Below are 22,482 nucleotides of genomic sequence, written 5' to 3' on the forward strand. Positions count from 1 at the left end.
GAACCGATTATTCTTCCGGTCGCCGTCGGCGCCGCCGGAAGGAACGGTTCCAGCAAAGAGCTGCCCAGTGATTACAGGATGGGCTTGCCACCTGTGACCGCAATTGTAGCACCGGAAACGTAGCTCGACAGGGGTTCCGCCAGCATGACATAGGCTGACGCCAGTTCCACTGGCTGGCCCGGGCGCTGCATCGGCACCTGCTTGCCGAAGTTCTTGACATTTTCTTCCGGCATGGTGGATGGAATGAGCGGCGTCCAGATCGGGCCGGGTGCGACGGCATTGGCGCGAATGTTCTTTTCCGCCAGCATCTGGGCAAGGCCCGCGGTGAAATTCTGGATTGCCCCCTTGGTCGTCGCATAGGTAAGAAGATGAGGCGATGGGCTGTCGGAGTTGATCGATGCGGTATTGATGATCGAGCTTCCTGGCTTCATGTGGGGGACGGCAGCTTTGGTAAGATAGAACATCGCATGGATATTGACGCGGAAGGTGAGTTCCCACTCCTCGTCGCTGATCTCGCCGATGTCGCTGAACGTCGCCTGATGAGCGGCGTTGTTGACTAGAATATCGATGCCGCCAAGTTCAGCCACGGCCGTTTCGACGATGTGGCTGCAATGCTGTGCGCTCTGAATGTCGCCCCGCACGAGAACCGCCTTACGGCCGGCCTTTTCGATCCAGGCCTTGGTTTCCTGCGCATCCTCGTCTTCGTCGAGATAGGAAATCAGAACGTCGGCCCCCTCGCGCGCATAGGCAATGGCGACGGCACGCCCGATACCGCTGTCCCCACCGGTGATGATGGCCTTGAGACCGGCCAGCCGACCCGATCCGCGGTAGCTTTCCTCACCATGATCCGGGCGCGGCGACATCTCGCTGGTCTTGCCGGGCATGGTCTGCATAGGGGTGTCGAACGGCGGAGCTGGGTAGTTTGTCATCTGAAATCCTTTTCCGAGTGGCAATTGTCCGGGCCCTGTTCCTGCCGCTCGCGTTCCAGATGCAGTGCAAGCATTGGAGGCCCGGCAAAAATTGCGAAACAGCTGCGGCGTTTCACCCGTAAGAAAGCGATCAAAGGTCAAATAGTTCCAGACGACCGAGGGTCACCGGAAGCAAGGGCCGAAACGTCTCACGGCAGTCCGGCAGTCTCGGGGCTCGAAGTCCACAACGGACGGCCCGATTGCAATGCGCACGATCGTGGCCCCGATCGGTCACCACATTTGCGTTGTAGTGTGAAGTTCCGTCTCGAACCGGATACCAAGTGCCCATGCGCCAGCAGCAAGCGTCGCCACCATCACTACCATGGATGGTCCGAGATCCTCGATCAACGACGTGGCCGTTCGGCCGATCTGGCTCAGAATTGGCGTATTGCGAAACATTGTCCAACCATGTTTTCAGCACGGATAAAGAAGGTCGCGGCATGAACGCGCTAGACCCGTTTTGGTTCCGCACTGACAGCCATGACGAGGCCGGCCCGGCAGGAGCCGGGCCGATCGATCTCGTCAGTGATGATGCTCGGGCATCGCTTTGAGCTGATCCTTGGTCCAGGACGTGACGGCATGAACTTCACCGTCCTCGTCGCGCATGAAGTCAAGATCGGTGAGCGCGACGGCGACCGGCTTTGCGCCTATGCCGAGAAAGCCGCCGACATCGATGATGACCTTGCCCGCGGCACCAGTGCTATGAACGTGGTCGACCTTGCCTACCTTATGGTCGTCGGCACCGTAGACGGTTGCACCCTCAAGAACGGCGGGCGTAAGTTCGTCAGCCCTGAGGCGGATGTGATTTGTATGGTCCATGGTCATCTCCCTGTTGCCCAAGTCAACGGGCGCAAGGGTACTTCGTTCCGTCGCAGTTCCGGACCTGTAGGGTCGCCGCATGCAGGCTGCAAGGAACCAACCCGTTTGCGGCGGGTTGAGGCGACCGTGGGTTCCGCAACCCGGCGCCTTCTTCTTCAGGCAAGCGCAACCGGCGCTGCCGATGCGTAAATGGGATGATAATCGTGGACGGTAATTGGCGGCACCTCTGTGTCGATATGCAGCGCATGTTTGCCGAAGATACGCCGTGGCACGTCGGCTGGATGAACCGCGTCCTTCCACAGATCGAGGCCGTTTCCTCGCGGTTTGCCGCAAAGACGGTTTTTACCCGTTTTGTGCCGCCGGATAATTCGGAGCAGGCAAACGGGGCCTGGCAGGCCTATTACCGGAAATGGCAGAACATGACGCTCGAACACCTGCCGCTCGAGCTCGTCGATCTGGTGGCACCCTTGGCGCGACTGGTGCCGCCGGCCACCGTCTTCGACAAGGCAACCTACAGTCCGTGGACCGACGGGCGTCTGCATGTCAGCTTCTATCGCCAGAATGTCACCAGCGTCGTTGTCTCAGGCGGCGAGACCGATGTCTGCGTTCTAGCCACCGTGCTGGGGGCGATCGATTTCGGCTACAAGGTCGTCGTGCTTTCCGATGCGGTTTGCAGCGGTGCCGATGCTACCCACGATGCCGCGCTGACTTTGCTGGGTGACCGTTTTTCGACCCAGCTGGATGTCATGACGAGCGAACAGTTTATGGAATGTGTCGACTGACGGGCGCAGCCCCTGTACGATTCCGTACAAAATCGGTCATGAGAAAAAAAGCTTCGGTTTTCCGAGGAACTTCGCGGGGAGCGGGCCGTTCATCTGTGCCTCTATAGCTATCAGAAAGCTGATCCGGAGATTTCCGGCCCCGCTCAAGAAAGGACCGAACCCAATGAAGAAGCTTTTGCTCACCACCGTATTTGCCCTGAGCGTTTCCGGCGCGGCGCTGGCCCAGTCGGCTGCCGAAAAGACCGGTGTGAACTCCGCTCTCGGCGTTGCGCCCAAGACTGAAGATTTCATCATGCAGGCATCTGCAAGCGATCTTTTCGAGTTGGAATCGTCGAAACTGGCCCTTCAGAAGGGCGACGACAAGATCAAGACCTTCGCACAGCAGATGATCACCGATCATGAAAAGACGACCGCCGAGCTCAAGGGTCTTCTGGCGAGCGGCAAGGTGCAGGGGGCACCGGTCACCGCCCTGACCGAAGCGCATAAGGGCGAAATCGACGAACTGGCCAAGCTGCAGGGCGCCGAGTTCAACGAGGAATATGTGGACGATCAGGTGGACGCGCACGAAGATGCCGTCGATCTTTTCAAGCGCTATGCCGAAGAGGGCGAAAATGCCGATCTGAAGGCTTGGGCCGCCAAGACGCTGCCTGCGCTCGAGCATCACTACAAGATGGCACAGGACCTCGACAAGTAAGACCGCTCCCGCGTTCAACTTCGATGAAGGTGGCCATGTCGCCGCCTTCATCGACATTTTTGATCTGGCTCGCCACTTGCAGCTTGCGAGCGTCTTCGAAGATTGCAAGTCGCTCGGCAATCCGCCGTGCCCGCAGGCGGTGCCTTGGTCATGAACCGGTCAATAGATGAGTTGTCCTGCCGCATGTCGAGCGTGACGCAATACCGGACGGCTTCGATGAAAGTCTCCGTTCCCTTCGACCGTCAGGCCTGTTCACGCGACCAATCGCTGCCCGATAAGCCAGAGATTTTAAGGATCTCCCACGTCATCCGCCGTGAGGCAGGTCGAACCTGGTAGATTTATCGGCAGAGCGGCGCGAATGCTGTTTCTCACGGCAAGGAACGGCGGTAGCCGTCAGACATGGCTTCGGCAGACCCCAATCCCGATGGTGTCGCGTAAGCTTTTGCCGTCAGCGTCCTGCCGAACATGTGCATGTCGCGCGTCCCGTAAACTTTCGCGTTCTGTCATGCGTAGCGTCGAGTTGTCCTCGGTGTCGCGTCTTTGAATAGCGGACGTCGAATGACGGAAATGTCCGTCCAGACAGGAAACGCATACAAAACCCGCCTCACCGCCGACGGGCTACCACCTGTAGTTTTCGTGGCTGAATCCGTTTTACGACAAGTACTTTTCCGACAAACCGCGTCGCCGCGTTCATTACCCGTGCCTTTCTAAAGTCTGCCAGGAATGCATCCTGCGGGAGAGTGAAGCAGTTGACTAGCGCCTAGGTTGCGTTATGATTTGCGAAAGTAATCCTTTGGGCAGGGGGATGCGATGACATGGTTTTGCGTTCAGCGAAGGGCGAAACTGTCGGGCAGCCAGGAGCGTCTTCATGCGGCGACGGACGCCGGCCCGGAAGCTGGCTCAAAGGGTGAAGCCGGGTTGCAAACATCCGGGCTTACCGATTTCACCGCTATTCTTCGGATCCTTACCACTTTGATTGTGATTCTGGTTCCAGCCTCCCTCCTGGTCAGAACGTCCTCTGCTTCCGATCATGCCGATCCAACGCATCTGCGCGGACCCGAGACCAACATCACGGACCTGTTCTTCTTTCCGAACGGCGACCGGATGATCCTCATCTTCAATGTCCGGCGCGCGCTTTCCTCCCCGCCGCCCTATGAACTTCAGCCCTATGCCTACGAAATCCATTTCGATTTCTCGACACCGGTGGATTTCACGGATGCGGGCGACAGGGCCCGATATGGCGGCACCATTGCGCAGCCGGCCGCGCTGCATGCAGACGCGACGGTCAGTATCCGGCTCAACGACAATGCTGGTCTGGCACAGATCGAGTATCGCGGGCTGAACGATACGGATCAGATCGCCACCTTTTTCGGCGTTCGCGACGACCCGTTCAATTTCCCGCGTTTCTTCGGCGTCAACGCAATTTCCATGGCCCTCGATCTGCCGCGCAGCGCCTTTCCGGTCGGCCAGCAGGATTTCATTTTATGGGGCACGACAGAGCGCGACGGCCAGAAGGTCGACCATGTCGGCCGCTCGATCCGCACGCAACTGCCGAGGTTCGGCTTTCTGAACACGGTCGAGCCAAAGGATCAGGTTGGTGCCCTGATGGAGCAGGCAGACAAAACCTCGAGACTATATAATTTCCTCAAAGGCAATCGCGAGTGGTGGTCGGCAGCCATTGCGGAACTGATGGAGACGACCTTCCTCATTCGCAAGTACGATGCTCAGCCGGATGTGATGATCTATAGTGATCGCTTCCCCTCGGGCTATCCCAACGGACGCCGGATCGACGACGACGTGGTGGCCCAGACCTGCAGTTTCGGAGATTGCCTGCTTCAGGACATAGCCTTCATCGAAGGCGGCTTTCCTCGCGCGACGCATAACGACAAGCCGTTTCTGCCGCAGTTTCCGTTTCTTGCCGAGCCGTGGCCGGACAAGCAGCCGCCGGCTCCACCCAGTCGATCGCTGACGCCCTATCTCGTCGTCGGTGCGATCGTTCTCATTCTCTTGGCCTGGGCGGTAGTGGAGGCGGCAAGAGGCTTGTTGTGCCTTCTTCTTCGACGGCTGGCGGCAAAGAGGATGGGACCGGCCACATGACGCTGCCTATCGCCACAGCAGCAGGAGTATCACGAGCAGTCCGGGCGGCGAGGCGCGCCGAGGCTTACCTGCCGCGGCGAGCTACGTCCTATGAACTTGCTTGAGCGTCGGAAAGCGCGAAGGTGCGCCCGGCTGCACAAAAGATACGGGCGTATGCCGCTTGTCCTTCTGGCCGGCCTGTCACTCGTAACATCGGTGGAGAGGGCCGGTGCGCATGATTTCTGGATCGAACCGTCAAGCTTTCGACCGGGCCATGGCCAGGCCATTTCCATCGACCTCAAGGTTGGTGAAATGTTCGTCGGCGATTCCATACCACGCCGCTCGGAGGCGATAGAGAGATTTTCGGTTGTCGAGGCCGATCGAACGGTTCCGGTCGCCGGAAGTGAAGGGGTTGTGCCGGCGGGGATGGCAAGCCCGGCCGCAGGACAGCCTGCCATCGTCGTTTATGACGGCGGCGGCGGTACAACGTCTCTCGATGCGGTCCGGTTTGAGGCATATTTGCGTGCGCATGGTCTGGAATGGGTCGTGGAAGGAAGAGCCAGGGCTGGCGAAACGGACAGGCCGGTTCGCGAACGGTTTCGCCGCCATGCAAAGGCGCTGCTGGGGCACGGCGGGCAAGCCTCGATTTTCGGGATGGTCCTTGACCAGACGCTCGAGCTGGTGCCGGTCGGCGACCCCACGCGTGCCGGTCCTTCACAGGTCGAATTGATGGTCCGTTGGCGCGGCGCTCCGCTCGTCGGCTGCCTGGTGCTTGCCCGTTCCCGCGACAATCCCGCTAAAGCTCTTTCCGCACGCAGCGATGCCCAAGGTCACCTGACCCTGCCGCTTGGCCATGGCATATGGTTGCTCCAAGCGGTCTGGATGGAACGCGGAGGCTGGTTCAGCGATGCGGATTGGCACAGCGAATGGGCGTCCCTCACTTTTCTCAAGGCAGGTGGGCAATGATACATCGTCTTCTTGCGCCCGCGGCGTCTTTCGTCCTCCTGCTGCTAGGGGCAGTCACGGTGCTGGCGCATGAGATCGGGGAAACTCGCGTGGCCCTTGATGTTTCCGGTACTCATTGGACCGCCGCCATCGTGACGGCGCCAAGCCCGCTGCTCAATCGTCTCGAGCTTGACGCGGGCCAAAGGCCGAGCCGCGATCTTGCTCCCGAAAGTCTGGAACAGCGTCTGAAAGGATCGCTTGCAGCATTGGCGGACCATATCGCCGTCTCCTTCGACGGCCGGTCGGTCGACTTTCAAACCACAGTGGATCTCGATGTCCCTTCGGACCCGGCACTCCCGACCAAAGTCACGATCGGCCTGCACGGCACGGTTCTCGCCAACAGCCAGGCCATCTCATGGCGTTTCGATCTGCCGGCAAGCCGCTATGCGCTATCTTTCAACGACAGGGTCTATTGGCTCGATGGCGGGGAGGAAAGCCCACCGCTTCCGCTCAAGGCAGAGCCGCCGCCCACCGCCATCGCCATTTTTTCGAATATGTCCGGCAGGGATTTGCACATATCGTCCCGGCCGGTCCGGATCATGTCCTGTTCGTTCTCGGGCTGATTTTCGGTGCCGCAGGCTTTCGTCTGCTTGCCTGGCAGATCACCGCCTTCACGGTGGCGCACAGTGTCACCCTGTTTCTTGCAACCGAAGACGTCATCAGCGTCTCTCCGGCGATCGTCGAGCCTCTGATCGCCGTTTCGATCGCCATCGTTGCGGCCGAAAACCTGCTGCCGCCCCGCGCACAGGCGTCGCGGCTGCGACGAGTACTCTGGCGTCCGCTGCTGGTGTTCTGCTTCGGGCTGCTGCACGGTCTAGGTTTCGCCGGGGTCCTGGCCGATCTCGGCTTGCCCGCGCAGCAAAGGCTTGTGGCCCTGGTCGGGTTCAATCTGGGCATCGAGGCGGCGCAGCTTGCCATCGTTCTCCTTGTCCATACGCTGCTCCTGCGACCCTTAAGATCCCAGTCGTGGTATCGACGCCGGGTCGTCTGGCCGGCATCGGTGATCATTGCCGTCATCGGGCTCTACTGGGCAGCCACACGTATCGGCGGCTAACCTCAGACGTGCGGGCGGTTGTGCCATGGGACAACGGAGCCCTGGGCTGATCGCGGAACGCGGAGCTGCTCGCACATGCATCGAGCAGCAAGGCGCCGGATGATGCGATTGCCCGTGCGTTCATCCCAACGGCACACGTGGGCGCATCTACAATGTCGTTGATCTGGTCAACCGCCTGGAAACGGAAACACGCAACGGCAAGCTGGGCCGAATAGCCGATTACCTCATGCTCCTCGACTTCACCATCCTCCATGAACTCGGCTATCTGCCGTTCGCAGGCCGGAGGTCCGTTCCTCTCCCACCTGATCAGCAGGCTTTACGAGCGCACCTCGATCATCGCTACGACGAACCTTGCCTTCGGCGAATGGCCACCGGCGTTCGGTGATGTCAAGATGACGACGGCACTCCTCGACCGTCTGGCCCATCACTGCGAGATCGTGGAAACCGAAACGAGTCCTGGCGCTTTAGAAACCGCTCTCAAAGCTAAAGCCGAAGATAGCCATCACCCGCACTTGGTCTACCCTCCGCGACCCGGCCCGCGGCGGGCAGGCCAAGCGCTGATCGCCCGCAGGGGTTGATATTGAAAGCCGATGAGGGGGCAACATTCCGCGCCGATTGACATCATGACGAAAACTAGGCCACCCGCTAACCTTGAGGACCGCCTCGGTTCAGCGATTGCCCTGACAGCCTTCACGCCGCCTGCCTTTGCCACGAGGGGAACGGATCGCGCAGGGCGCGCCAGCGATCAGGGGCAAACTCGGTCGTCTCGATCAGGCATGCATCCAGCTCCGCTCTGATTGCTTCCTCATTCATGGGGTCTGCGCCGATAAAAGCGATCTCCTGCCTCCGGTCGCCCCAGACGGGATCAAGGTAGGGTTTCATCATGTCCATGAAACCTGGATCGCGGGGCCACTGGTCCTTCGGAACCGAGGCCCACCACAGTCCCATCTTCTGCGTCCGCACAAGGGCGCCCGCCTGACTGAGCTCGCCAACGTGATCCGGAGGCGTGGCAAGCCAGAAGAAGCCTTTCGCGCGCACCACGCCCGGCCATGAGCGATTGATGAAGGACTGAAACTTCGCAGGATCCAAGGGCTTCCGGGCACGGTAGACGAAGGACCGGATTCCGTACTCTTCTGTTTCGGGAACGTGATCTGTAAAACCGTGAAGCTCCTTGAACCAGAGCGGGTGTGTCTCCGCCTTCGCAAAATCGAAGCGTCCGGTACCCAGCACTTCCTTGAGATCGACCTTGCCGAAATCGGCCTCGATGAGTTTTGCGTCGGCGTTCAGGCTGGTGATGATTTTGCGAGCAGCATCTCGCTGTTCCGCTGTGGCCGTCCCGATCTTGTTGAGAATGACGACGTCGGCGAACTCGATCTGCTCGACAAGGAGATCCACCAGCGTGCGGTCATCGCCGTCGCCAGCCGTCTCGCCGCGGTCGGACAGGAAGTCGGAGGAACTGTAGTCCTTCAGCAGGTTGGCTGCGTCGACGACGGTCACCATCGTGTCGAGCCTTGCCACATCCGACAGGCTGCGGCCGTTCTCGTCGCGGAAATCGAATGTTGCGGCGACAGGCAGCGGCTCGGCAATACCAGTGGATTCGATCAGTAGGTAATCGAACCGCCCCTGCTCAGCGAGTGAGCGAACTTCCTGAAGCAGGTCGTCGCGCAGTGTGCAGCAAATGCAGCCGTTGGTCATCTCAACGAGCTGCTCCTGTGTCCGCGAGAGGTTGGCTCCGCCATCGCGCACCAGCGCGGCGTCGATATTGACCTCGCTAATGTCGTTTACGATGAGGGCAACGCGTAGACCATCGCGGTTTGTGAGGATGTGATTGAGGAGAGTCGTTTTCCCGGCACCAAGGAATCCGGATAATACCGTGACCGGCAATTTGGACATCTTTTGCATCTCCGTCGTTTGTAGGGAATATAGGTGCGGCTCGCATTTCGGTCGCACACGGATTTTGTGTCACCGTTCGCAGATGGACGGTCGCTCCGATATTCTGCATTCTTCGCAGACACCGTGGATTTCCAGACTGCTGTGGCTTATCTCGAAGCCATTCATCCGGGCATGGCGCTTGAGCGTGAGAGCGACGCGTTCCTCGTGGAGTTCCTGGGCCCTGCCGCAATCCGCGCAGATCTGAAAGGCTGCAATCTGATCGCGCCCATGGCCACGCGATGCGTGGCCGCAGGCTACAAATGCGTTCAAGCTTTCGAGCCGATGTACGCGTCCGAGAGCACGATAGATCTGCAAAGGTGCGTTGAGGCCACCGTCTCTGAGCGCATCGAGTAGGCGATATGCCGTGAGCGGCGTTCCTTCGAGTGCCGAAAGCACCAGGTGCTGATGCCGGGTCAACCTCAGTTCTGCAAATTTGCCTGAACGCACGCGCCTCATCCTCCATGGGTAGGAACCGCCGAGCGTGGCATCGCATGATGACGGCGAACGTTATGTTATAACAAAACAATCGTTGACCGACGTAATACCATTACATATGACGCGACTGTCAAGGCCTTTCGCGGTCGATGCACGTCCGCCCAACATCGGATGCGATCCAGCGGAGGCTCCGCGAACGCGAAACGCAGCAAACCAAGCAAGGAGACATGTTCACCAACCCTTTTGCGAAGCGGAAAATCGTCACGCCAACGTCGCACGCTCCATCCCGGCCAGCCAAAGAATCCATCCCGGTTACGCTGCTGACGGGGTTCCTCGGTGCGGGGAAGACGACGTTGCTCAACGAGATTCTTCAGGATCCCGCAATGGCGCATGCGGCTGTCATCGTGAACGAGTTCGGTAGTGTCGCAATAGATCACGTGCTTGTTCGAACGGGATCCGAAACCTATTTTCAGACCACGACAGGGTGCATCTGCTGCACCGCGACCAGTGATATCAGAGCTTCGCTGCACGAGCTTCACGATGCGGTGGAGAAGGGGCAGGTATCGCCTGTCGATCGGGTGATCATCGAGACGACAGGTCTCGCCGACCCGGCTCCAATCATCAACAGCCTCATCCCCGGCGGAGCTCCTGCCATCGGTCTGCGCGATTACATCGTCGCCCGGAACTTCCATCTCGCTGGGGTCGTCACCGCGTTCGATGTCCTGAGTGGTCGAACGATGCTGCAAAGCATCATGGAGGGTTGGAAGCAGCTCGCATTCGCGGACCATGTCGTTCTCACGAAGACCGATCTGGTTCCAGACGCGCACGACTGGCCTGCCGAACTGCGTGTCCTTAATCCCGCTGCCCGGTATCACGATCGCAACGATCCTGCATTTGTGCTGAGTGATCTGTTCGACCATCGACGGTACTCGCTCGCTGGACGCAACGAGGACGTTCGCGGCTGGATTGCCATGGAGGCACTCACAAGTCACGCCGACCATCTGCACGACAGAAACCGACACGGTGATGAGATCGAAGCGGTTCCGCTTGTCCACGACGTACCCCTCGATCCTCAGGCGGTCATGACATTCCTTCATATCGTGACGACCAATGTGAATTCCGGGCTGCTTCGGCTCAAGGGGATCTTCGCTGTCACCGACGATCCCGACCGACCCATCGTCGCGCACGCCGTGCAGCACAAACTCTATCCCCTGCAGCGGCTCGATGCTTGGCCGGACGATGATCGCTCCACGCGGGTCGTTCTGATTGGTCAGGATATGCCGCTCGGTCCGATCCGGGATCTGTTCGAAGTCCTGGCGCCACGGCAATCACGGAAAAGGCGGAGATCACGATGAACAGTCCCTTCAATAATCCCCTGGGGCGGCGATCACCAAACCTTGTCGCCAAAGCAGGGGAGATCAAAGCCTGGATACGGGAGCTTCTGGCTCTGCCAGAGGACGCAGTCGTATCAGTGAACGAGCTTTCCTGTTCACTGCCCGACTGCCCGCCTAAGGAAACCGTGGTGCTGGTGATGCACGACGGCGAGACGAGTCAGGTTTCCTTGCATATGGCAATGGAGGACGTGACCAGGGCGACCTTAGCGGGCGCTCTTTAGTTGCGGAAGCCAAATACATCGCTTCCCGGCTGTCCGAACCGTCTTTGTGGCCATCAGCCGCCGTTCGGAGCGGAATTTTTGATTTTCAGTGAGCAGGCAATTTTATGGATTGCCTCGCCGAAAATCGGCCTGTAGACGATATAACATTACATGAGCGGGTATTCTCCGGCTCCCCCTATTGGATCGATGAGAGACATTCCCGACGTGCCGAACGCCTGCCTGACATTCCGCGACCTGACCTTGGGCTATGGCCAGCACCCGGCCGTACATCACCTCAGTGGCGATGTGGCCAAGGGAAGCCTTCTGGCCGTGGTTGGGGGAAACGGCTCCGGCAAGTCGACCCTAATGAAGGGCATCACAGGACTGCTGAAGCCGATGGGCGGCACGTGCTCGATCGCCCCGGGAACGCGGCTCGCCTATCTTCCGCAGCAGTCCGAAATTGACCGTTCCTTTCCCGCCCGTGTCATCGACCTGGTTTCTCTAGGTCTCTGGCCCCGCCGTGGGTTGCTGGGCCGCCACAGGGCCGAAGACATGCGAGTGGTATCGAAGACGCTCGCTTCCGTAGGCCTTGAAGGTTTTGAGAAACGCGCGATCGACACGCTGTCCGGCGGTCAGATGCAGCGCGCACTCTTCGCCCGCGTTCTGGTCCAGGATGCAGACCTTATTCTGCTCGATGAGCCTTTCAACGCCGTCGACGAGCAGACGATTGTCGATCTCATTGCCTTGATCAAGGCTTGGCACAACGAAGGTCGTACAATCATGGTCGTCGTTCACGATCTCGAGCTCGTGAGGGAGAACTTCCCGGAAGCGCTGCTGCTTGCGCGCCACCCGGTGGCCTGGGGCGCATCTCGCCAGACATTGTCTGAGGAACACCTGCTCATGGCTCGGCGCTACCGTCAGGCCTGGGACGACAGCGCGGCCTGGTGCGGGGGCATCGGCAGCTCGGACTTCGCAAACCACTTCGAGGGCCACGCACACAAGCGGGATGCCGCACGGGTGGGGGCGCTATGACATTGTTGTACGACGCAGTCATCCAGCCGTTTGTCGAGTTTGCGTTCATGCAAAGAGCACTCTCGGGCGCGGTCATGCTCTCGATTAGCGCGTGCCCGGTCGGAGTGTTCCTCACGCTTCGGCGTATGAGCCTGACCGGCGATGCCATGGCGCATGCGATCCTCCCCGGTGCCGCGGCCGGATTTCTTCTGTACGGTTTGGAGATCGTGCCCATGACGATCGGCGGCCTCATCGCCGGAATAATCGTCGCCCTTGGAGCAGGGGTGGTGGCGCGCCTCACAGTGCAGAAGGAAGACGCTTCGATGGCGGCTTTCTACCTCATCTCTCTGTCTCTTGGCGTGCTGATGGTGTCGCTACGCGGATCGAGCGTCGATCTCATGCATGTTCTATTCGGCACTGTGTTGGCGTTGAACAACGACGCATTGATCCTGATCGGAATGGTTTGCGTCCTCACCCTTGCTGCGCTCGTGATATTCTGGCGCGCCTTGGTGGCCGAATGTATGGACCCCCTGTTCCTGCGGTCGGTATCCAGGCTGGGATCGCCTGTCCACTTTGTCTTCCTCGGTCTGGTCGTTACCAATCTGGTCGCGGGTTTTCAGGCTCTTGGTACCTTGCTTGCGGTGGGGCTGATGATCCTTCCGGCGACCGCTGCCAGGTTCTGGACGCAGCAGGTTTCGATCATGTGCATGATGGCAATCGCCATCGGACTCTTTTCGTCGATCGGCGGGTTGCTTCTTTCCTACCATCTCTCTCTGCCCTCCGGCCCATCCATCATGTTGTCTGCGGGCGTCTTCTACCTTGTCTCAGTCGTTGCCAGTCCTCGCGGGCTGCTTCTTTCCCGACTGCCCCGGTCTGCTCACAGGGCGGCATGAACTCGAACCGATCTGGAATTTGAAATGAAAAAAATGTCTCGATTATTTGCCAGCCTTACGTTCATGGCGCTCGGTCCGATGGCTCTGGCACTGCCGGTCCACGCACAGGACGGAAAGCTTTCGGTCGTCGCCAGCTTCTCCATCATCGGTGACTTCGCCACCGTTGTCGGCGGGGATCGTGTTGAGTTGAGAACACTCGTTGGCCCCGACAGCGACGCACACGTCTACGAGCCCCGTCCGGCGGACGCACTGGCGCTTGCGCGCGCTGACGTAATCCTGACCAATGGATTGATGTTCGAGGGGTTCATGAATCGCCTTATCGAAGCAAGCGAGGCCAAGGCTCCCGTCACAGTTTTGACAGACGGCGCCGAAGTGCTGAACGATCCCAAGGGCGGGCACTATCACTACGTTGACGGGAAGGCGATCTTTCATGCCACGCCCAACGATCCCCATGCATGGCAATCCATCCCGAATGCCAAAGTCTACGTAAAGAACGTCGCCAAGGCATTCTGCGCAGCCGACCCTGCGGGTTGCCCGATATTCGAGAAGAATGCCGCCTCATATGATGAGAAGCTGACCGCGCTCGATAGTGATATCAAGAGCGTGATCAATGCCATTCCGCAGGACCGTCGGGTCGCTGTGGTCGCTCATAACGCATACCGTTATTTCGAACAGAACTACGGCGTAACCTTTCTCGCACCGCAGGGTGTTTCCACGGAGTCGGAAGCATCTGCCGCCGATGTAGCTTCGATCATTCGCGAGATCCGTGAGAAGCGTGCGGCCGCGGTCTTCGCCGAAAACATTTCGGACGCCCGCCTCGTGCAGCAGATTGCTTCCGAGGCGGGACTCAAGCTCGGCGGCAAACTCTACTCGGACGCTCTGTCCCCTCCGGGCGGCCCGGCCGCGAGCTATATCGAGATGATGAAATACAATGTCAGAACCATCGCGGCCGCGATCAACGGCGCGTGAAACCAACACCAAGCAGCATCGCTGCGATCCACGAGCGTTACGATATATCATTTAATAGGAGAGAAGCGTGACTAACGTTAGAAATCTGATCATCGGGGTGTCGGCCATGGCCCTTTCCGGAGGTGCCATCGGCCACCAGGCATTCGCGCACGACGACGAGGAAGACGTTACGCTGTATCGCGTATTCGTCGCCGATCACGAAGCAGGGAAAGTAACCGCCTTCGACCTGGGCAAACCCGAGAACCGCTGGACCTTCGAGACTAAAGGTCAGAACAAGCTCTACAGTGCCAACGAGGGCGCAGCGATCGTTTCGGTCCAGTCGGATGATGATGCGGTCAACTTCATCAACAGCGGGATATCGCTGCATGCGCATGGCGACCATGCCGATATCGAGATCTCCGATCCCAAGGCCGTGGAAAAACCCCTGACTGGTCCGCGACCATTCCACGTCATCGATCACGACGGCAAGATCGTCATCAATTTCGACAAGGGCGGTTACAACGACATCGTCGATGCGCACGAGCTCTCGCATGGTGAAATCGAATCCGTTCGCCTGAAGCAGGCGCGCGCTCACCATGGCTTTGCAGCTCCCGTCGGCAACGGCTGGGTCACGACCGTCGCATCCGATGCTCCGGTCGAAGGTGACGCTGCTCCGACGCGCGTCGGCCTACAGGCAGTCAAGGCCGACGGCACCCCTGCCGGGGACGTTGCCACCTGCACGGGAATTCACGGCGAAGCATTCTCGGGCGCCTACCTGGCTGCAGGCTGCAAGGAAGGAATTCTCACCGTTACCGCGAGCGCGGATGGTCCGGTCACCAAGATGCTGCCGTACCCGGCTGAATTGCCGAGTGGACAGACTACCGGCACTCTGCTCGGCGCAAAAAGCATGCAGGTCTTCATGGGCAACTATGGTGCCAAGGGCCTCGTGATCGTCGATCCGGTCGATGCCCCGAACTTCCGCTATATCGAACTGCCATTCCGTCGCATTGATTTCGCGCTCGATCCAGCGAACGCGCGCTTCGGTTACGTTCTGACTGAAGATGGCTCGCTCAACCAGATTGACGTTCTCGACGGCAAGGTCTCCAAGACCGCCAAGGTCACCGAACCCTATTCCATGGACGGCCATTGGAACGATCCGCGTCCGCGCATCGCCATGGCCGGTGACGAGATTGTCATGAGCGATCCGAATGCAGGTGTCGTGCGCCGAATCTCGAAGACGGAGCTCAAGGAAGTCGGCACTATCAAGGTTGAAGGCAAGCCGTACAACATCGCTGTCGCCGGCGGCAGCGGCAAGGTCCACGAACATGGCGAAGGCCACGACCACGACGGCCATGATCACGCCCACGGTCACAGCCACGGCGACCCGAAGATCTACGCAGGCTACTTCGAGGACAGCCAGGTCATGGATCGTCCGCTTGCCGACTACGCCGGGGACTGGCAGTCGGTCTATCCCTTCCTGAAGGACGGCACGCTTGATCCGGTATGGAAGCACAAGGCCGAAAAGGGCACTGCGAGCGTCGAGGATATCCGGAAGGAATACGAAGTCGGCTACAAGACCGACGTCGATCGCATCACCATCGAAGGCGAAGCCGTGACATTCTACAAGGATGGAAAACCTTCCAAGGCGAGCTATGCCTATGACGGCAAGGAAATCCTGACCTATAAGAAGGGCAATCGCGGCGTGCGGTTTATCTTCAAGAAGACTGAAGGTGATGCTGCCGCACCGCAGTTCATCCAGTTCAGCGATCACGGCATCGCTCCCGGCAAAGCCGATCACTACCACCTCTATTGGGGCGATGATCGTGCAGCACTTCTCAACGAAGTGACAAACTGGCCGACCTATTATCCGTCTTCGATGAATGCGGAGCAGATCGTCAGCGAGATGAAGGCCCACTAACATTCGGGCACTCCGATGACCGGTTTGTTTGGGCCGGGTCCGCCAGTGCGCGACAGCGGCAAAAGCGGACGACGCTGAAGGACATCGCCACACGCTGTGGCGATGTCCGCTGATTAGACCTACTTAACCGCCGAGTTTCCACCGTCTGCAACCAGGCCTGATCTCGCAACGAAACTTGACATGGAACTGGCGAGGACACCCAAGCGACACAGGCGTATATGTTTGACCATCGCCAAGCACCAAATCTTGCGACAGACTTTGATTGAGGATGGATTGCTAGAGAAACGTCCGCAACTGGCCGATCCGCCCTCGTGGCGCAAAAGCGCCAGAAGCGATTAAACGATTTTCAGCACTCAGGCTGACGCTAGCCCCTTGATACCTAGATGCCCAGGAGGGTGCGGGCGTCCGATAGCGACTCGACCTGATGATGAGCACTCAAATCCTTACTCATAACGAGATCAGGAATCTGGATGACCTTGTCGATGCCCGCCGCCATCGCAGCCCGCACACCGAGATCGCTGTCATCCAATGCGATACATTGGGATGGCTCCAAGCCGAGCGCCTTGGCCGCAGCAAGATAGACATCTGGAGCGGGTTTTCCGCGCGCGACCTTGTCAACACCCACGACAGCGTCGATTCGGCGAAGAAGGCCTGCATGTTCAAGCTTCCATTCTGCTCGCGCGGTTACGCTATTCGTCGCGATGGCCCGAGGCAAACTGCGTTGGTCCAGCGCGTCTAGGAAGTCATGAACGCCTGGACGCAAAGGGATGCCGTCCCGCATTCTGTCATCCATGGCTTCGTTCCAGACACGATCGAGTTCCGCCGTGTCAATAGTCGCGCCGAGTTCAAGATTGATCAGCCTCGCACTTTCAGTCCGGTCGATGCCAACAAGACTCCGAAAGAATGTGGGCTCGAGATCATAGCCGAGGCTACTCAAGACTGCTGGCCCGACTTCGAACTGGAGTCTCTCCGTGTCGAGAAGCAGCCCATCCAGATCGAGGACAACGCCTGAGAAATGAAGAGTCATCTTTGTTCCTTACTGTCGAGAGGCATCGATCTGCCCAAGAGGGCCGTCACGATCTACCAAGATGTCCCGTCGGGAACTGACAACGGGCTTTGCCTCACTGCTCGCCCGGCATGATACCAGGGCCGCCGTTGCGCATAGCGAATTGATCCGCGATCGGCCGGGATAACCGATCGCGGAGTGTCATTACGTCGCCGGGGATGCGCGACGCAATCTCAACATGACAAGCAGGGCCAAAATAGCGGCGGCCAAGAACAGTCCTGCGGCGATGGCCCAAGGCACCAGCTTCTTGATCAAAGGCGTAGCGCCGCCATTCTTTATCTCCTCCACCTTGTCCGACGTGACATTCATTTTGCCCCCGCCATAAGTCTGAGAGACATAGTTTGCGAGCGAGGCTACCTGCTCGTTGGTGAAGTCTTCTCTGAACCCGGGCATGAACGCGTGATGTCCGTTGGCATCTCGATGGACGCCCTCGAGTATCGTCATCACGAGATTGTTCGGGATGGCCGTGTCGACCGTGGCGTTGTTGAACAGGGACGGATAGTAGGTATCCGAAGTGCCCGCACCATTTGGCATGTGACATGTGGCGCATGCGTTCACGTAGAGCCGGGCCCCATCCGTCACGCCCGAAGTGTCGGTATTAATCCTCGTCTCGAGCAAATCCTTGCCGATGGGGGTAGTTGCAACGGCCGCCATCAGCACCGACTGTGCTTTCGCACCTTCGAAATCGTAATGGGCGCGATCGGCCGAGGAAGCCGGACTCGTCGCCTCTGCCGGGCTCGTGATCGCGGGCACCGTCTTGAGGTAAGCAGCGATTGCATGCAGGTCTTCGTCCCGCATTTTGCTGAAGCTGTGTTCGACGGCTTCCGCCATCGGACCTGCGGCCTGGGCCTTGCCCGCCAGCCTGCCGTTCTTGAGGTAGCTCGCCATCTCATCGATCGACCAACTCCCGACACCGGACATCTTGTCGGAGGTTATGTTGGGGGCGTACCAGCCGCCGAGATCGCTGCCGCCAAGGTATTGCGCGTTGTCGGAATTCATCGAGAATCCGCGAGGCGTGTGGCACGTCGTGCAATGCCCCATGACGTCCGTAAGATATTTGCCGCGTGAGATCTCGTCTGAGAGATCGAACTTGGTGGACCCGGGCGTCGGGCGGAACAACATGTTCCAGCCCGTCATTGCGATGCGGAAGTTGAAAGGAAATTCCAGAGATGTCTTCGCCTCGGGGGCGGCGTCGACAGGCTTCACCGACTTCATGAAGTAGTTGTAGAGGTCGTGGATGTCTCCATCGCTCATCTGCGAGTATTCGACATAGGGCATGGCGGGATAGAGATTGCTTCCATCCTTCGAGACGCCCTCTCTTATGGCTCGCGCGAATTCCGCCTCCGTCCATGTCCCGATACCGAATTCCTTGGACGGCGAGATGTTGGACGCGACGATCTCGCCGAAGGGAGAGTGAATCCTGTAGCCTCCGGCGAAGGGCTGATCCTTACGCTCAGGGTTCATGTGGCATGCGTTGCAATCTGCCTGAATGGCGACGTAGGCACCACGATCAGCGCTCTCGTCGGCGCTGGCCGACGTAGCCATCGTAAGCGAAGCGACGGCAGCCAATGCAAAGTTCAGGTGGAGCGTTTTCATCTTAGATCTCCGCAAGAATATGGCTGGCTGCCTTGAGCGACAATGCGCACCCGGTGACGGTCGGATTGTTCGACGCGGCCGCCGGCATGACGCCGGTCGTGGCGAGGAACAGGTTATGATGATCAAATGTCCGGCATTCGTGGTTGACGACCGAGTCCTTCGGATCCTCCCCCATGATCACGGTTCCCATTGGATGGGCCCGGTTCTCCCAGACCGTCGTGTTCTTGGAAAAGACTTCCGCGCCGAGCAGCTTCTGGAATTCCAGGTAATCCTGCATGACGACGTCGTAGCCGCGCCTTTCGTAGTCGGTGACGTCGAAATGGATTTTGAGAAGAGGAAGGCCGAACATGTCCTTGTTCTTCGACGACAGGGTGATGCGGTTTTCCGGAAGCGGCAGATGTTCGAGCTGTGCGGAAATCGGTGTCCAGCGCGCGGACATATGTCTGATCTGCTTGTCCAATTCGGGACCGACGACACCCTTGGCGAGGAGCGCGCGCGTGATGTCGACATTGCCCACGCCATTCCCGATCTCATAACGGATCGAGCTGTACTCCGAGCGCCATGGACCGTCGCGACGGTTCAGGATGTCGCCCTGCTGGATGGGGCCGCGGCCGGACCACATGGGCTCATCCGCGATCAGGTTCATGGAGAAAGCGTGGTGGTCCATAAGATTGCGGCCGACCATGTCAGACGAATTTGCAACATCCGAGAGCAGAAGCAGACGCGGGGTCTCGATCGCGTTGGAAGCGACGATGAAGTATCGTGCAGTCAGGCGGTGCGTGTTGCCTTCCTTGTCGTGATAGTGCACGGCGACGATCGACTTTCCGTCGGCCGATTTCTCGAGTTTGTAGACCGGCGCGTCGGATATGACCTTGGCGCCGTGCTTCTCCGCCTTGGTGGTGTCGCGGTCGCCGCTATACTGCGAGCCGATCGGGCAGATCGGGGAACAGTTGTTGTTGCCGACGCAAGCGGGCCGCTCTCCGTAAGGATCCGTCGCGCGTCCGTTCGGCTGATACGTATAATGGTATCCTCCCGCTCCAAGGCGCTCGGCGAAGCGTTTCGCAAAATAGGTCGTAGCCTGGGGACGGACCGGGTAGGGGTGCTGACGCGGAGGGAATGGTGCGCCGCCGTGACCCGAGTAGTCGGCATTGTCGTCGCCCGAGATGCCCATCTCGACTTCTGCTTCATAATAGAATGGCTCGAGATCATCATAGGTGATCGGAAAGTCCCTTCCGACGCCGTAGACGGACTTGAGCTTGAAGTCGTTCGGCAGGTTGCGCCAGCACGCGCCGCCCCAGTGCCACGTTGTTCCGCCCACCAGACGAAGGGTATAGGGATTGTACTGGATCGGCCCCGTGTTCTCGACATAGTTCGGCGTGAAGGACGTCGGCGCCCACGGGACGTTCGGGTAAGGAGCGTTGCGATTGCCGCCGCCCGCGTAGGTGTTGCCGGAGTTCCGGAACGCCTCGACGATCTTCCAGCGAGGGACTCGTGGACCCGCTTCAAGAATGATGACGGCCTTTCCGGCCTTGGCGATCTTCTGGGCTGCGAGGCTCCCCACCGCGCCCGAGCCAACGACGATCACGTCAGCATCAAAGATTTTGTCGGACATTGTTTTTCCTTACAGCTTCAGTCGGTGGATACGGTCGACGGGACTTCACCCCACCAGCCGGGTCCAAGTTTGGAGTAGGTCGGGATGACGGTCGCATCGATCGTCGGCTGCCACATCAGGGCGTTCTCGTAGGTGATGAAGTCGGGACCGTTCTCACCTTCGTCATCGACCTTGCCGACGACGCCGAGATACCAAGCGCTGATGACCGCGACCGCGGCGCTCTTGGTCGGCTCGTCAAGAGCGGCAGAAAAGGTGCTCCAGTCCTTCATGTCCTTGAAGTCCGCTGCAGCAATGGCGCGTGACAACGCGGCGTACCGGGACCCGAAGTCCTGTTCGCGACCAATGAGCGCCAGCCAGGCGCGCTCTACCAGCTCGGTCCGGACAGGATGGCCAGTAAGAAGTTGCGACATGGCCGCGAAGTCGGACGGAGCAGATAGGTTGGCGGCATCCGCTGCAAACGGCGATGCGAACGGAACGACCGCTGCGGCGCTGGCCAGAAGGCCAGCACGGATAAGGCCACGCCTGCTGATCTCGAAGCGGGCGGGTCCCTCACTCTGTTGGTTGATTGACATGATGTCTCCGGTCTTGGTGCCTACCCCGGAAAGACAGGGGAAGATGCAGGCACGCGATGGCAAAATGGGTGCGTTTGCGGCACGGATGCGTCGCAAGCAAAACTCGGTTTGGAATGAGATTCAGAGGCTGCGTCTGGAATGAACCCGCTGGTCTGATTAGCGGCTTGATTGACGCTCGGGCATTCATGCCCCAATCGAAGCAGATCGAACCGCCCGTGCTTCAGGGCGGTGGAATCGGTCTGTTGGCGGCGAATGTCCTGGCCGGACAGTGACCGCGGTTGTGTGATGCTTCCCCAAACATGGAGGGCTCCAAATCCGTTCCCTCCTCCCACGGTGGCTCTAATGGAAGCGCTCCCTTGCGTAAAGTCAAAAAATGGGAGCGCTCTCATGTCGCATTCACTTTTCGGTGCGGAGGTGACAAGATAGGCTGTGAGCGCTATGCCTTTTCGCCACTCCACGTTTCATGAGGCCAGTTTTGAACAAGAGGTTCGCGACACTCGATGACGTCGCCGCCGCGGCCGGGCTATCCCGTTCCCATGTGTCGAGAGCCTTGAGCAATCATCCCGGAGTGACACCGGAAACCCGTCTGCATATCCAGAACGTCGCTAATCGGATCGGATACAGACCGAACCTTGCCGCCCGCAACCTCGCGTCCACCAGGACGCGCAATATCGGAATCATGATCGGGGAACCCTTCAATCCATTCCAGATGCTTCTGGCGCAGCAGGTCGATATCGCTCTCGGTGAAGCAGGTTATGACGCGGTCGTGTCCCTACGCGCGTATCACGAGGGCCCGGTTCTTTCAGAAGCCGAACGACTGCGAGAGCTGCGGGTCGCAGGGATCATATGCATATCCACACCGCATGAAGACGAAACGATCCGCAGGATAGCGGATATGTTGCCGTGCGTTTACATCGGCAAGGAAGTAGATGACGAGCGTGTTTACACTGTCACCGGGGCCGACCGTGTAGGAGTGAGCACGACGGTCGCTCATCTGATATCGTCCGGTCATAAAGACATCGCATTCATCAGCGGCGGCAGCTCTCCGGGCAGTGCGCGACGCCTTGATGGCTACAGGGATGCCATGTCTGCCGCCTCGCTGACACCGCGCGAGATCATCGGCGGAGCGACCCTTGCCGTCGGGCGCGAGAGTGCGTTGAAGCTGATGGGCGAAACACCCCGGCCGACGGCGATAATCGCGCACAACGACCTGGTCGCCATGGGTGCTGCAGCCGCTGTACAGGAATGGGGTCTCAAGGTTCCGGACGACGTCTCCCTTGTGGGATTCGACGACATCCCGTATGCGGCGGCAGACATGCTTTCGCTTACGACATTGCGCCAGGATCCCGCGACCCAGGCACGTGCTGCCGTCGCTGCGATGCTGCACCTGCTGGAGGATGGCGATCCCGTTGCTCGATCTCAGCTCCTTCCCGTTGAACTGCAGTTGCGTCGGTCGATAGCCCCCCGACCCTGACGGCTGTCTTGCGCTCGGAGGAAGCTCTGCATT

At 59.3% G+C, this 22,482-nt stretch carries 22 protein-coding genes and 1 pseudogene; 15 read left to right on the forward strand and 8 right to left on the reverse strand.

The features are described from left to right. Positions 1 to 71 precede the first annotated feature (71 nt). The 3 genes from ACQKKX_RS05715 to ACQKKX_RS05725 form a co-directional block, all read right to left on the reverse strand. Positions 72 to 929, reverse strand: coding sequence for an SDR family oxidoreductase (locus ACQKKX_RS05715; RefSeq protein WP_427569503.1), 858 nt, complete (start codon positions 927 to 929; stop codon positions 72 to 74). Positions 930 to 1,199: 270 nt separating this feature from the next. Then, positions 1,200 to 1,367 carry a hypothetical protein gene (locus ACQKKX_RS05720; RefSeq protein ID WP_427569504.1) on the reverse strand — a complete coding sequence of 56 codons (168 nt, stop codon included), beginning with the start codon at positions 1,365 to 1,367 and terminating at the stop codon, positions 1,200 to 1,202. Positions 1,368 to 1,490: 123 nt separating this feature from the next. After that, a complete protein-coding gene (locus ACQKKX_RS05725) occupies positions 1,491 to 1,787 on the reverse strand; it encodes a PRC-barrel domain-containing protein (RefSeq protein ID WP_427569505.1) in 297 nt (98 codons plus the stop codon). 236 nt (positions 1,788 to 2,023) lie between these two features. On the opposite strand from ACQKKX_RS05725, the gene ACQKKX_RS05730 reads away from it, so the two are divergent. From ACQKKX_RS05730 to ACQKKX_RS05760, 7 genes and pseudogenes are all read left to right on the forward strand, one after another. Beyond that, a complete protein-coding gene (locus ACQKKX_RS05730) occupies positions 2,024 to 2,569 on the forward strand; it encodes a cysteine hydrolase family protein (protein WP_427570095.1) in 546 nt (181 codons plus the stop codon). Between the two features lie 163 nt (positions 2,570 to 2,732). Then, positions 2,733 to 3,263 carry a DUF4142 domain-containing protein gene (locus ACQKKX_RS05735; RefSeq protein WP_427569506.1) on the forward strand — a complete coding sequence of 177 codons (531 nt, stop codon included), beginning with the start codon at positions 2,733 to 2,735 and terminating at the stop codon, positions 3,261 to 3,263. Positions 3,264 to 4,235: 972 nt separating this feature from the next. After that, positions 4,236 to 5,360 (forward strand): hypothetical protein, encoded by a 1,125-nt coding sequence (locus tag ACQKKX_RS05740; protein ID WP_427569507.1) that lies wholly within the window; start codon positions 4,236 to 4,238, stop codon positions 5,358 to 5,360. A gap of 153 nt (positions 5,361 to 5,513) precedes the next feature. Then, the gene (locus tag ACQKKX_RS05745; RefSeq protein ID WP_427569508.1) at positions 5,514 to 6,305 is read left to right on the forward strand and encodes a DUF4198 domain-containing protein; all 792 of its coding nucleotides are present in this window, start codon (positions 5,514 to 5,516) and stop codon (positions 6,303 to 6,305) included. Next, positions 6,302 to 6,907: a hypothetical protein gene (locus ACQKKX_RS05750; protein WP_427569509.1), complete on the forward strand. Its 606-nt coding sequence runs from the start codon at positions 6,302 to 6,304 to the stop codon at positions 6,905 to 6,907. Before ACQKKX_RS05745 ends, ACQKKX_RS05750 begins: the two co-directional genes overlap by 4 nt. Beyond that, positions 6,889 to 7,398, forward strand: coding sequence for a HupE/UreJ family protein (locus ACQKKX_RS05755; protein ID WP_427570096.1), 510 nt, complete (start codon positions 6,889 to 6,891; stop codon positions 7,396 to 7,398). The genes ACQKKX_RS05750 and ACQKKX_RS05755 overlap by 19 nt, the downstream gene beginning before the upstream one ends. A 127-nt stretch (positions 7,399 to 7,525) precedes the next feature. Then, positions 7,526 to 7,885, forward strand: a pseudogene (locus ACQKKX_RS05760) (ATP-binding protein); the annotation flags it as partial. Between the two features lie 203 nt (positions 7,886 to 8,088). Here the strand turns inward: ACQKKX_RS05760 and zigA are convergent. Continuing rightward, positions 8,089 to 9,291, reverse strand: coding sequence for a zinc metallochaperone GTPase ZigA (zigA, locus tag ACQKKX_RS05765; protein ID WP_427569510.1), 1,203 nt, complete (start codon positions 9,289 to 9,291; stop codon positions 8,089 to 8,091). Between the two features lie 141 nt (positions 9,292 to 9,432). Here zigA and ACQKKX_RS05770 point away from each other — a divergent pair, with 141 nt between their 5' ends. From ACQKKX_RS05770 to ACQKKX_RS05800, 7 genes are all read left to right on the forward strand, one after another. Next, positions 9,433 to 9,684, forward strand: a complete 252-nt coding sequence (locus ACQKKX_RS05770) for a hypothetical protein (protein WP_427569511.1) — start codon at positions 9,433 to 9,435, stop codon at positions 9,682 to 9,684. Between the two features lie 308 nt (positions 9,685 to 9,992). After that, a complete protein-coding gene (locus tag ACQKKX_RS05775) occupies positions 9,993 to 11,120 on the forward strand; it encodes a CobW family GTP-binding protein (RefSeq protein WP_427569512.1) in 1,128 nt (375 codons plus the stop codon). Further along, complete coding sequence (locus tag ACQKKX_RS05780) at positions 11,117 to 11,380, forward strand: hypothetical protein (protein ID WP_427569513.1); 264 nt, start codon at positions 11,117 to 11,119, stop codon at positions 11,378 to 11,380. The genes ACQKKX_RS05775 and ACQKKX_RS05780 overlap by 4 nt, the downstream gene beginning before the upstream one ends. Before the next feature lie 204 nt (positions 11,381 to 11,584). Then, entirely contained in the window at positions 11,585 to 12,391 is an 807-nt protein-coding gene (gene aztA, locus ACQKKX_RS05785) for a zinc ABC transporter ATP-binding protein AztA (protein ID WP_427570098.1), read from the forward strand. Beyond that, complete coding sequence (gene aztB, locus ACQKKX_RS05790) at positions 12,388 to 13,263, forward strand: zinc ABC transporter permease AztB (protein WP_427569514.1); 876 nt, start codon at positions 12,388 to 12,390, stop codon at positions 13,261 to 13,263. The genes aztA and aztB overlap by 4 nt, the downstream gene beginning before the upstream one ends. Before the next feature lie 24 nt (positions 13,264 to 13,287). Next, positions 13,288 to 14,232 carry a zinc ABC transporter substrate-binding protein AztC gene (gene aztC, locus ACQKKX_RS05795; RefSeq protein WP_427569515.1) on the forward strand — a complete coding sequence of 315 codons (945 nt, stop codon included), beginning with the start codon at positions 13,288 to 13,290 and terminating at the stop codon, positions 14,230 to 14,232. A 1,207-nt stretch (positions 14,233 to 15,439) separates the two neighbouring features. Then, positions 15,440 to 16,129 carry a metal-binding protein ZinT gene (locus ACQKKX_RS05800; protein WP_427570099.1) on the forward strand — a complete coding sequence of 230 codons (690 nt, stop codon included), beginning with the start codon at positions 15,440 to 15,442 and terminating at the stop codon, positions 16,127 to 16,129. A gap of 379 nt (positions 16,130 to 16,508) precedes the next feature. Here ACQKKX_RS05800 and ACQKKX_RS05805 read toward each other — a convergent pair whose 3' ends face one another. From ACQKKX_RS05805 to ACQKKX_RS05820, 4 genes are all read right to left on the reverse strand, one after another. Further along, a complete protein-coding gene (locus ACQKKX_RS05805) occupies positions 16,509 to 17,156 on the reverse strand; it encodes an HAD family hydrolase (protein WP_427569516.1) in 648 nt (215 codons plus the stop codon). A gap of 183 nt (positions 17,157 to 17,339) precedes the next feature. Further along, positions 17,340 to 18,791, reverse strand: a complete 1,452-nt coding sequence (locus tag ACQKKX_RS05810) for a c-type cytochrome (RefSeq protein WP_427569517.1) — start codon at positions 18,789 to 18,791, stop codon at positions 17,340 to 17,342. Between the two features lies 1 nt (position 18,792). After that, positions 18,793 to 20,403, reverse strand: coding sequence for a GMC family oxidoreductase (locus ACQKKX_RS05815; RefSeq protein WP_427569518.1), 1,611 nt, complete (start codon positions 20,401 to 20,403; stop codon positions 18,793 to 18,795). A gap of 17 nt (positions 20,404 to 20,420) precedes the next feature. Next, the gene (locus ACQKKX_RS05820; RefSeq protein WP_427569519.1) at positions 20,421 to 20,975 is read right to left on the reverse strand and encodes a sugar dehydrogenase complex small subunit; all 555 of its coding nucleotides are present in this window, start codon (positions 20,973 to 20,975) and stop codon (positions 20,421 to 20,423) included. Between the two features lie 475 nt (positions 20,976 to 21,450). Between ACQKKX_RS05820 and ACQKKX_RS05825 the strand changes: the two genes are divergently transcribed. Continuing rightward, positions 21,451 to 22,449 (forward strand): LacI family DNA-binding transcriptional regulator, encoded by a 999-nt coding sequence (locus ACQKKX_RS05825; protein WP_427569520.1) that lies wholly within the window; start codon positions 21,451 to 21,453, stop codon positions 22,447 to 22,449. Positions 22,450 to 22,482: the final 33 nt, after the last annotated feature.

The sequence above is a fragment of the Neorhizobium sp. NPDC001467 genome, assembly GCF_050275975.1.
Classification (GTDB): Bacteria; Pseudomonadota; Alphaproteobacteria; order Rhizobiales; family Rhizobiaceae; genus Neorhizobium.